9 protein-coding genes are annotated in these 11354 nt (G+C 60.7%); 7 read left to right on the plus strand and 2 right to left on the minus strand.

Annotated features, from left to right (window positions below):
* Window positions 1–237 precede the first annotated feature (237 nt).
* Entirely contained in the window at window positions 238–1905 is a 1668-nt protein-coding gene (gene recN, locus T9A_RS11230; RefSeq protein WP_035248395.1) for a DNA repair protein RecN, read from the minus strand.
* A gap of 35 nt (window positions 1906–1940) precedes the next feature.
* On the minus strand, window positions 1941–2459 hold the full coding sequence (locus T9A_RS11235; RefSeq protein WP_035248396.1) for an RDD family protein: 519 nt from the start codon (window positions 2457–2459) through the stop codon (window positions 1941–1943).
* Window positions 2460–2601: 142 nt separating this feature from the next.
* Here T9A_RS11235 and hrcA point away from each other — a divergent pair, with 142 nt between their 5' ends.
* The 7 genes from hrcA (at window position 2602) to carA (ending at window position 11352) form a co-directional block, all read left to right on the plus strand.
* Window positions 2602–3651, plus strand: coding sequence for a heat-inducible transcriptional repressor HrcA (gene hrcA / locus T9A_RS11240; protein WP_035248397.1), 1050 nt, complete (start codon window positions 2602–2604; stop codon window positions 3649–3651).
* Window positions 3652–3906: 255 nt separating this feature from the next.
* The gene (gene grpE, locus T9A_RS11245; RefSeq protein ID WP_035248398.1) at window positions 3907–4506 is read left to right on the plus strand and encodes a nucleotide exchange factor GrpE; all 600 of its coding nucleotides are present in this window, start codon (window positions 3907–3909) and stop codon (window positions 4504–4506) included.
* Between the two features lie 121 nt (window positions 4507–4627).
* On the plus strand, window positions 4628–6559 hold the full coding sequence (gene dnaK, locus T9A_RS11250) for a molecular chaperone DnaK (protein WP_035248399.1): 1932 nt from the start codon (window positions 4628–4630) through the stop codon (window positions 6557–6559).
* Window positions 6560–6678: 119 nt separating this feature from the next.
* Entirely contained in the window at window positions 6679–7806 is a 1128-nt protein-coding gene (gene dnaJ / locus T9A_RS11255) for a molecular chaperone DnaJ (RefSeq protein WP_035248400.1), read from the plus strand.
* A gap of 153 nt (window positions 7807–7959) precedes the next feature.
* The gene (locus T9A_RS11260) at window positions 7960–9120 is read left to right on the plus strand and encodes a hypothetical protein (protein WP_232222086.1); all 1161 of its coding nucleotides are present in this window, start codon (window positions 7960–7962) and stop codon (window positions 9118–9120) included.
* 71 nt (window positions 9121–9191) lie between these two features.
* Window positions 9192–10019, plus strand: coding sequence for a 4-hydroxy-tetrahydrodipicolinate reductase (gene dapB / locus T9A_RS11265; protein ID WP_035248401.1), 828 nt, complete (start codon window positions 9192–9194; stop codon window positions 10017–10019).
* A gap of 199 nt (window positions 10020–10218) precedes the next feature.
* Window positions 10219–11352: a glutamine-hydrolyzing carbamoyl-phosphate synthase small subunit gene (gene carA / locus T9A_RS11270; protein ID WP_035248402.1), complete on the plus strand. Its 1134-nt coding sequence runs from the start codon at window positions 10219–10221 to the stop codon at window positions 11350–11352.
* Window positions 11353–11354 lie beyond the last annotated feature (2 nt).

An 11354-nucleotide genomic window follows, 5' to 3' on the forward strand; every position in this document is an offset into this window, starting at 1 on the left:
GCACGACATCGCACGCGGGTGTGTCCTGCGTGTGACACGCGGCTGCCCCTCTCTCCTGGTTAGCTCCGTTGGAGCCATGCTTGCATGGCGAAAGCCCCTCGGCGGGCCCGGCGCGGTGATCGGGGCCCTTCGCTTTGCGAGCAAAGCTCCAACGGGGTGCACTCTTTTCGTCAGTCAGTGCGCGAAGGGCCTACAGGGCTGCTGTTAACTATTCACTATTAACTGTTCACTGCCTTCCTACGCTGCCTGGGCCTTGCTCAGCATCTCTCTGGCATGAGTACGGGTGGATTCGGTGATTTCCACGCCGCCCAGCATCCGTGCCAACTCTTCAATTCTTGCGTTGTCATCCAGCCCCTGGATACGGGTATGGGTGGTGTCGTCGCCCTGAATCTTGTGGACCTGCCAGTGCTGGTGACCCTGGCTGGCCACCTGGGGCTGGTGGGTGATGCACAGCACCTGGGCGTGGCTGCCCAGTTCACGCAGCAGCCGGCCGACGATCTCGGCCACGCCACCACCGACACCCACGTCCACTTCATCGAATACCAGACTCGGTACCGTCAGGTTGCGGGCGCAGATCACCTGGATCGCCAGGCTTACCCGTGACAGTTCGCCGCCGGAAGCCACTTTGCCAAGCGGTTTGAGGGGCTGGCCCGGGTTGGCAGAGAACAGGAATTCCACGTCTTCCAGGCCGTCGGCGCCAGGGGCGGATTCGCTCAGCTGGGCTTCCAGCTTGGCGGCTTTCATACTCAGGGCGGTGAGCTGCTTCTGTACCTGCTGGGTGAGGTTCTTGGCGGCGCTGCGGCGGGCCTTGCTGAGCTGGCGGGCGCTGTCCATGTATTGCTGCTGGGCCGCGGCTTCCTGCTCGGACAGGGCATGCAAGTGGGCATCCACATTGCCCAGGGCGTCGGACTCCGCCAGCAGTTGCCGGTGGTGTTCAACCAGTTCTTCCGGGCGAATGCGGTGCTTGCGGGCCAGGGTGTAGCTCTGGCTGAGCCGTTCTTCTACCTGGGCCAGGCGCTCCGGGTCCAGGTCCAGCCGTTCCAGGTAATGGCGCAGGTCATCGGCGGCGGCTTCCACTTGCAGGCGGGCGGATTCCACAGTGTCGGCGATGGTGCTCAGGCCTTCATCCTGGTTGCGAGCCTCGTCCAGCCAGTGGCTGACCTGGCTGAGGTGGTCGTTGCAGGTGCCGTCATCGCCTTCGTAAAGGGCGTTGAGAGACTGCTGGCAGGTACGAATCAGGCTTTCCGCGTTGCCCAGACGCTGCTGTTCCTGCTCCAGCTGTTCCAGTTCGCCGTCCTGCAGGGCGAGGGCGTCCAGCTCTTCCAGCTGGAAGCGCAGCAACTCTTCCTTTTCGTTTTGCTCGCGGGCCTGATTCAGGGCGTCGTCGTGGGCCCGGCGCGCTTTTTGCCAGTGGCGCCAGTGTTCGCGAACGGTGTTGGCCAGATCGCGGGCGTCGGCAAAGTTGTCCAGCAGCTGCCGATGGGCTTCTTTCTTCATCAGGGCCTGGTGTTCGTGCTGGCTGTGGATGCTGATCAGCCGCTCGCCCAGTTCCCGCACTTCCGCCAGCGGAGTGGGGGTGCCGTTCACATAGGCCCGGGAGCGACCATCGGCGCGTACGGTGCGGCGCAGCAGGCACTGGTCGTCATCATCCAGCTCCCGGTCGGCCAGCCACTGGCGGGCGGTCGCGTTGTCGCTGACATCAAAGGTGGCGAGCACTTCCGCCCGGTCGTGGCCGTGGCGGACAATACTGGAGTCGGCACGATCGCCCAGGGTCAGGCCCAGGGCATCGATGATCACGGACTTGCCCGCCCCGGTTTCCCCGCTGATCGCGGTGAGACCGTTTTCCGGCTCCAGTTCCAACTGGTCCACGGTGGCAAAGTGACGAACGCTCAGATGGGTCAGCATGGTATCTCTCCGAAACGGGCGAGTCAGGGTGATGATTAGCGGCTGGCAGGGACCTGTATCACCTGGGTGCCGGCCAGCAGATCGTGCAGGCAGCGGCGATCACCGCGGAATATCAGCAGCGGGTCGACAAGCATGACCAGGTTGATGCCGGGTACCTGTGCCAGCACATGGAACAGTAGATAGCGCAGGCCGTAGAGTTTGCCGGGGGGCACGTCCCGCTGCTCCATGCCGATAATTTGCATGCCCAGCAGCCACTTGCCGATGGTCTGCTGGCGATTGAACAGCAGCCAGCCCTGCAGGGCCAGGAAGATCACTTCGCCGACAATGAACCAGACCAGGGTGGCGGTCAGGTCGAGAGCGCCATTGTTAGCCATCATGTCGGCCCAGGTGCCGGAAAAGAACACGATGGGGCCGATAATGGCGAGCTGGATCAGGCCGTCGATCAGGGCACCGAAAAAGCGATACCAGCGGCTGGCAAGCGCCGGGTTGTCCAGAGTCGGGCGGTTCTGTGCGTCGGCGGCGGGGCTCTGGTAGGGGTTGCTGTTGTCGGTCATGGTGACGTCCTTGTTACGATAACTGTTCTTTTGAGCAGTGGTTGTAATCTTAGGGGATTCCGCTCGCCAGTGTAAGCCCCCGATAAACTCCGAACGAGAAGGCTATATAATGTCGGACTGATTTTCTGGTACATATACCGCTATGACGAAGCTGGATCTGAACGAACGCAAACAACGATTGCTGATGGCGCTGGTGGAGCGCCATATCCGCGACGGTCAGCCGGTGGGGTCCAAGACCCTGGCCTCCGGCAGTGGGCTCACCGTGAGCCCGGCCACCATTCGCAATATCATGGCGGAGCTGGAAGATCTCGGTGTGCTGACCAGTCCTCATACGTCTGCCGGGCGCGTGCCCACGGAGCTGGGTTACCGTCTGTATGTGGACTCCCTGCTGGCATCCAGTGTCATGGATCGCCCGGGCCACCGCTCACTGAAAAAGGAGCTGGGTCAGTTACTGGCGCCGGAGCAGTCGCCCCAGGAGTTGATTGCCCAGGCGTCGCGAACCCTGGCGGAGCTGACCCGCATGGCCGGGCTGGTGGCGGTGCCGCGGCGGGAGGTGACGACCCTGCGCCAGGTGGAATTCTTGCCGTTATCGGGCAAGCGGGTGTTGGTGGTACTGGTGGTCAACCGCTCCGAGGTGCAGAACCGCATCATCCATACCGACCGGGATTACGATGAGGTGGAGCTGCGCCAGGCGGCCAACTACATCAATCACACCTATGCCGGCTGTGACCTGAACAGCATCTGCGATGGGTTGCTTAACACCATGAATGCAGATCGGGCACAGATGGATGTATTGATGGAGACGGCGGTCGCTGTCGCCGGCAAGGCATTACGCACGGAGCAGGAGGATTCCGATTATGTGGTGTCCGGTGAGTCCAACCTGCTGAAGTCCGCAGAAGCCGACAATATCGGTCAGTTGCGCAACCTGTTCGATGCGTTCAGCCACAAGCGCGACATCCTGCACCTGCTGGAACGCTCCATGAAAGCGGATGGGGTGCAGATCTTCATCGGCCGGGAATCCGGCTTCCAGCCATTCGAGGACTACTCGCTGATCTCGGCTCCTTACCGGGCAGACAATGGTCCGGTGGGCGTCCTCGCCGTGGTCGGCCCCACCCGCATGGACTACGAAAAGGTCATCCCCACCGTTGATATCACCGCCAAAATCCTCTCGGCGGCCCTGACACAGCTCTAACCTCAGTTGACAGTGGACAGTTGATAATTGACAGCTGCGCGGGCGAGGTTGTTGATTTTGGAACGTATGAGGCCGCGCCCAGGCTTATGGGCGCGGCCTCTTGCGTCTCAGAAACTGACCGGGGTTATCCCGCGACGCTGTCAACTGTCCACTATCAACTGTTAACTGCCTTCCTCCCCCTTGAATCCTCGCCATCCGCTCCCATATATTTGCCCGCTTTCCTGGAAAAGCCCGGATTGGGATGTGGAGTAAAGAATGAGTGATCAGGAAAAAGACCCTAAAAACGCCGAGCCGCAGGTAGAGACTGCCGAAGAGCAGCAGGCGGCAAAGGAGGCTGAAGCGGCCCAGGCAGAGCCTTCCGCCCCAGAAGAGCCCTCAGCGGAAGAAAAGCTGGCAGAGGCGGAAGTCGAGCTGGCCAAGGTCAAGAAAGCCCTGAGTGAGGCGGATATCCGCGCTCAGGCGGAAATCCAGAATGTGCGCAAGCGCGCCGAGCGGGACGTGCAGCACGCCCGCAAGTTTGCCCTGGAGAAGTTTGCCGGCGATCTGTTGAGCGTGGCGGACAACCTGGAGCGCGGCCTGGCCGCCCTGGATGCCGACGACGACGCCCTGCAAGGTGCCCGCGAAGGTATCGAGCTGACCCTCAAGTCGCTGCTCGATGCGTTTGCCAAGTACAACCTTGAGCAGATCAGTCCGTCTGACGAGCCGTTCAACCCGGAATTGCACGAGGCCATGACCATGGTGCCGGTGCCCAATGTGGAGCCCAACACCGTGATCGACGTGTTGGAGAAGGGCTACCAGCTGAATGGTCGCCTGATCCGCCCGGCCCGCGTCATCGTCAGCAAGGCGGCTGAGTAAAAAGCGGTGCTGGCCCCTTGAAACGGCGCGCGACAGCGCCATATAGATGCCAGACGAATTAACAATTCAACTGCCTGGGTCGCCGAAAGGGGCCCGGCTGGTGTGAAGGAGAACGAGAGATATGGGTAAGATTATCGGTATCGACCTGGGTACGACCAACAGCTGTGTGGCCGTGCTGGAAGGTGATAAAGCCAAGGTTATTGAAAACGCTGAAGGCGCGCGTACCACGCCGTCCATCATCGCCTACACCGACGACAAGGAAACCCTGGTCGGTCAGTCCGCCAAGCGTCAGGCGGTGACCAACCCGGAAAACACCCTGTACGCGGTGAAGCGTCTGATCGGCCGTCGTTTTGACGACAGCGTCGTTCAGAAAGACATCAAGATGGTCCCTTACAAGATCACCAAGGCCGACAATGGCGATGCCTGGGTAGAAGTGAAGGGCGAAAAAATGGCGCCGCCGCAGATTTCTGCGCAGGTGCTCAAGAAAATGAAGAAGACCGCGGAAGATTACCTGGGTGAGGCCGTTACCGAGGCCGTCATCACCGTGCCCGCGTACTTCAACGATTCCCAGCGTCAGGCCACCAAGGATGCCGGTCGCATCGCCGGTCTGGACGTGAAGCGCATCATCAACGAGCCCACCGCGGCGGCCTTGGCCTATGGCCTGGACAAAAAAGGTGGTGACCGCACCATCGCTGTCTACGATCTGGGTGGCGGTACCTTCGATATCTCCATCATCGAGATTGCCGAAGTGGATGGCGAGCACCAGTTTGAAGTGCTGGCCACCAACGGTGACACCTTCCTGGGTGGTGAAGATTTCGACCTGGCGCTGATCAACTTCCTGGCAGACCAGTTCAAGGCAGATTCCGGCATCGACCTGGGCGGCGATCCGCTGGCCATGCAGCGTCTGAAAGAAGCGGCCGAGAAAGCCAAGATCGAGCTGTCCTCCGCCGAGCAGACCGAAGTGAACCTGCCGTACATCACCGCCGACAGCACCGGTCCCAAGCACCTGGTGGTGAAAGTGACCCGTGCCAAGCTGGAATCCCTGGTGGGTGATCTGGTTAGCCGCTCCCTGGAGCCATGCAAGACTGCGCTGACTGATGCGGGCGTGAAAACTGCCGATATCACCGACGTGATTCTGGTGGGTGGTCAGACCCGTATGCCGATGGTGCAGAAGAAAGTCACCGAGTTCTTCGGCAAAGAGCCGCGCAAGGACGTGAACCCGGATGAAGCGGTTGCCATGGGCGCAGCCATTCAGGGTGCGGTACTGAGCGGTGACGTGACCGACGTGCTGCTGCTGGATGTGACGCCGCTGACCCTGGGTATCGAAACCATGGGTGGCGTGATGACGCCGCTGATCGAGAAGAACACCACCATCCCGACCAACGCGTCCCAGGTGTTCTCCACGGCGGATGACAACCAGACCGCAGTGACCGTGCATGTACTGCAGGGTGAGCGTAAGCAGGCGGCACAGAACAAGTCGCTGGGCCAGTTCAACCTGGAAGACATTCCGCCGGCACCGCGCGGTATGCCGCAGATCGAAGTGACCTTCGACATCGATGCCAACGGTATTCTGCACGTGGGCGCGAAAGACAAGGCCACCGGTAAAGAGCAGACCATCCAGATCAAGGCCTCCTCCGGTCTGTCCGACGAGGAAGTGGAAAAGATGGTGCAGGACGCCGAAGCTCACGCGGACGAAGACAAGAAGTTCGAAGAGCTGGTGCAGACCCGCAACCAGGCTGACCACTTGGTGCACGCCACCAAGAAGACTCTGGAAGAAGCCGGTGACAAGGCGACTGACGAAGAGAAAGAAGCTATCACCAAGGCGGCTGACGAGCTGGAAGAAGCTGCCAAAGGCAGCGACAAGGACGACATCGACGCCAAGATCAAGGCGCTGTCGGAAGTCTCTGCGCCGCTGGCCGAGAAGCTGTATGCCGAGCAGGCTCAGCAGGCGGAGGGCGCAGCCGCGGACGCCGCTGGCGAGCAGCAGAAAGCTTCTGGTGATGACGTAGTCGACGCCGAGTTTGAAGAAGTGGACGACGACAAGAAGAAGTAAGTCGTCGGACATCCCGGTGCCGCGCTCAGGCGCGGTAGCCGGGAGATCCGCGCAACTTCTTTATTGCCGGCGCCTTGCCGGCGTTTTTGTGTGACGGGACTGATTCAAAAAGGCCCACTATGTCCAAACGTGATTATTACGAAGTGCTGGGCGCATCAAAAGATGCCAGCCAGCAGGATCTGAAAAAGGCTTACCGACGCCTTGCCATGAAATACCATCCGGATCGCAATCCGGATGACCAGGAAGCTTTGGCCAAGTTCAAGGAAGCCAAGGAAGCCTACGAAGTGCTCTCCGATGAGCAGAAGCGTGCTGCCTACGACCAGTTCGGCCATGCCGGCGTGGATGGCCAAGCGGGCGGCGGTGGAGCCGGTGGCTTCGGCGGTGGCGGTTTTGGTGACATCTTCGGCGATATTTTCGGCGATATCTTTGGTGGCGGCGGTGGTGGCCGTCGTGGGCCAGCCCGTGGCGCCGACCTGCGTTATACCCTGGAGCTGTCTCTTGAGCAGGCCGTGCGTGGCTGCGATGAAAAAATCCGCGTGCCGACCTGGGATAGCTGTGAAGTCTGCCATGGCAGTGGTGCCAAGGAAGGCTCGCAGCCAGTGGCCTGTAACACCTGTGGCGGCATGGGCCAGGTGCGCATGCAGCAGGGTTTCTTCACCGTGCAGCAGGCCTGTCCTACCTGTAAGGGCGAAGGGCGTGTCATCAAGGATCCCTGCACCAGTTGTGGTGGTCAGGGCCGGGTACAAAACACCAAGACCCTGTCGGTGAAAATTCCGGCGGGCGTTGATACCGGTGACCGTATCCGTCTGGCTGGCGAAGGCGAAGCGGGCATGCATGGCGCCCCCGCCGGCGACCTGTATGTGCAGGTGGCGGTGCGCGAGCACGACATCTTCCAGCGTGATGGCGCCAACCTGTTCTGCGAAGTGCCGATCAGTTTTGTCGATGCCAGCCTGGGCGGCGAGCTCGATGTGCCGACCCTGAATGGCAAGGTGAAACTGAAAGTGCCCGCGGAAACCCAGAGCGGCAAACTGTTCCGCTTGCGCGGCAAGGGGGTAACCCCGGTACGCGGTGGCGGTCCGGGTGATCTGCTCTGCAAGGTGGTGATCGAAACGCCGGTGAAACTGTCCGGTGAACAGAAAGACTTGCTGCGTAAATTCCAGGAGTCCCTGGAAAGCGGTGGCAATCGTCACAACCCGCGCAAGAGCAGCTGGTTTGAAGGGGTGAAGCGTTTCTTCGACGCTAAATAACCTCTGAGCCCAGCGTCATCCAAAGAAGCCCGGTGCATATTGCCCGGGCTTTTTTGTGTTTATCAGCCGATAGTCTGAAATTTGGCCACTGGCGTTGCCGCTTTAACATCGCCTGCGATATTGTGCATAAAAACAACAATAACAGAGGTAATCATGACCACGCGGCGACTGGCAGGGATGCTGGGGGGTATGTTGTGTTGTCTTCCCCTTTCTTTATATGCGGGGCCTGTGGATCAGGCTCACGAGCGGGCACGTGCCACCTTTGCCCAGAAGGCGCCGTTGGAGCTGGATGCGCAGGTGCTGGACACGCCCTGGGTGCCGGCGCCGTTTGAGGCGTCTTCCTATACCTACACCTATGATGACATTCGCCAGTCCTGGCCCGACTTTATGCGGGGCCTGCGGATACCGTTTCCGTCGCCGGACTATCTGGAGGCGCGCTATCAGCGTTTCCCTTCCCTTTATCGTGATCTGCATTACCAGGATGAAAATTGGGAGCAGCACAGCCGTAATGTGCTGGAGGTGTGGCAGGCCTTTTTCCGTGGGGACTTCCGCCATGCCCGTGAGCTTGGCAAGCGCTATGGCGGCTATGCCCGGGTGCCGGGGCTGGTAGCGCAGATTATTTATGCCACTTATCTGGCGCCGAGCCACACTCAAAAGCAGCAGCTGCTGCAGGAGGCCATTAACGAGATGGCCTGGTTTGGTGAGCAGGTGTCAATTCTGCCGAGCGAGAAGGGCCTGACGGCGGATTACTGCATGCTGCGTCTCGGCTTTGGCTATGCGGTGGCGCGCTTGGCGGAGGATGAGTCGGTGCCGGCCACCCTGCAACGCAACTATGCGGCCATGGTGATTAATGCGGCCACCGAGATTCTGGCGGTGGAGCCGGAGCATCCGTTAGCGCTGTCACTGAGCGCGGCCTTTGAGGCCAATGTGCTGCGCCGGGTGGGCAAGGCGGCGGGCAGGCTGACCCTGGCGGCAGACAGTGAGGATGCCACGCAGCCTTTTGAGGCATCGCTGGTGGCGGTGCCGGATCTGGCGATTGTTCGCTATGAGTACGCCAACAGTCTGCTTTATACCCATCAGGATGCGTCGGCGGATCAGGCGCTGGCGCAATTGCAGGCGGCTGCCGACATGCCGGCGCGCTTTGCCATGGAGTGGCTGGACCGGGCCTATGCCCGAAAGCGGTTGCAGGAAGTGCAGGCCTGGCGTGACAGTGGCATGAGTTTCAAGCGCTTTGACCGCAAGCGGCGCAAGTTCATGCGTAAGGAGAACATCAATCTCTACGCGGTGACCCGGCCGCCCTTTCTGGTAGACTAGCGGCCTTCAATCGTTTTGCCGTGGTGGTGCTCAAAGAGCGCCTGCCACGGTGCCATTTCCAAGGAAGTAGCATGAAAGTAGGCATTATCGGTGCGGCCGGTCGTATGGGCCGGATTCTGATCGAGGCCACTCTGGCCAACCCGGATACCACCCTGGCAGCGGCGGTGGATGTGCCCGGTTCCAGCCTGATCGGTGCCGATGCCGGTGAGCTGGTGGGTCAGGGTGCCAGTGGTGTGATGCTGGCGGATGACCTGGGCAAGGTGGTCAAGGATGCCGATGTGTTTATCGATTTCACTGTGCCGGAAGCCACCGCCCGCAATGTGGAGGTGTGCCGCGCTGCTGGGACCAAGCTGGTGATCGGTACGACCGGACTGGATGACGACCAGAAGGCCGCCCTGCGGACCGCCAGCGAAGATATTGCTATCTGTTTTGCGCCCAACTACTCCATCGGCGTGAATCTGTGCTTCAAACTGCTGGAAACCGCCGCTCGGGTGATGGCGGAAGAGGCCGATATCGAGGTGATTGAAGCCCATCACCGTCACAAGATCGATGCGCCGTCCGGCACCGCCCTGCGTATGGGGGAAGTGGTGGCTCAGACCCTGGGGCGCGACCTGAACGAATGCGCCGTCTACGGGCGTGAGGGCCGTACCGGTGAGCGTGATCGCCAGACCATCGGCTTCGAGACCATTCGCGCCGGGGATATTGTCGGGGATCACACCGTTATGTTTGCCGCAGACGGCGAGCGGGTGGAAATCACCCACAAGGCTTCCAGCCGTATGGCCTTTGGTCGCGGGGCAGTGCGGGCTGCGGCCTGGCTGGCCGCCCACGACAAGGGATTGTTCGACATGCAGGATGTGCTTGGCCTGGCGGGTGAAAGCGCCGGTTGGGGCAAGGCCTGAAAAAGCCAGCGGTCGGTTGCACCGAGCAAAGGGTGACATTTGCCCGCTGAGGCCCTAAAATAGCGCGCAGCCCGTGATGGGCGTGCGGGGCACTGATGACGAATTTCATGAAAAAGCGAGGTGGAGCAATCCATCTCGCTTTTTTGCGAATGTGCCCTGCCGCATATCTCCCTATATTCTTACCAGCCTGGAGGTTGCGTTGACGGTTCCCGCCATTCTCGCTCTTGAAGACGGAAGCATCTTTCGGGGTGTTGCTATCGGTGCCACGGGTCAGACCGTGGGTGAAGTGGTGTTCAACACCGCTATGACCGGCTACCAGGAGATCCTGACGGATCCCTCCTACGCCAAACAGATTGTGACCCTGACCTATCCTCATATTGGTAACACCGGTGTGACGCCCGAGGACGAAGAGTCCGCCCAGATCTGGGCGTCCGGCCTGGTGATTCGCGATCTGGCCATGACGGTCAGTAACTGGCGTAGCCAGCAGTCCCTGCCGGACTACCTGCGCGATAACAATATCGTGGCCATTGCGGAGATCGATACCCGCCGCCTGACTCGCATCCTGCGCGACAAGGGTGCCCAGAACGGCTGCATCATTGCCGGCGATAACCTGGATGAGGCCAAGGCACTGGAAGCTGCCAAGGGCTTCCCGGGCCTGAAAGGCATGGATCTGGCGAAGGAAGTCACCGTCAGTGAAGCTTATAGCTGGACCGAGTCCACCTGGGATCTGGAGAAAGGTCACACTGAGGGCGTCGATAGCCGCTTCCATGTGGTGGCCTACGATTACGGCGTCAAGCGCAACATCCTGCGCATGCTGGTCGAGCGTGGCTGCAAGCTCACGGTGGTGCCGGCGCAGACCCCGGCCGCCGACGTGCTGGCCATGAATCCCGATGGCATCTTCCTGTCCAACGGCCCGGGTGACCCGGAGCCCTGTGACTACGCCATCGAGGCCATCAAGGAAATCGTTGCCACCGGCAAGCCGGTGTTCGGTATCTGCCTGGGTCATCAGCTGCTGGCGCTGGCCAGCGGAGCGAAAACCATGAAGATGAGCACGGGCCACCACGGTGCCAACCACCCGGTGAAAACCCTGGCCGACGACACGGTGATGATTACCAGCCAGAACCATGGTTTTGCCGTGGATATGGATTCCCTGCCCGAGACTCTGAAGGTCACTCATGTGTCCCTCTTTGATGGCACTTTGCAGGGCATTCATCGCACCGATGTGCCGGCGTTCAGCTTCCAGGGTCACCCGGAAGCCAGCCCGGGTCCGCGAGACTGCGCGCCGCTGTTCGATCATTTCATCGAACTGATGGAAGCGAAGAGCCAACAGTAAGC

This window comes from Alcanivorax jadensis T9, from assembly GCF_000756655.1.
GTDB lineage: Bacteria > Pseudomonadota > Gammaproteobacteria > Pseudomonadales > Alcanivoracaceae > Alcanivorax > Alcanivorax jadensis.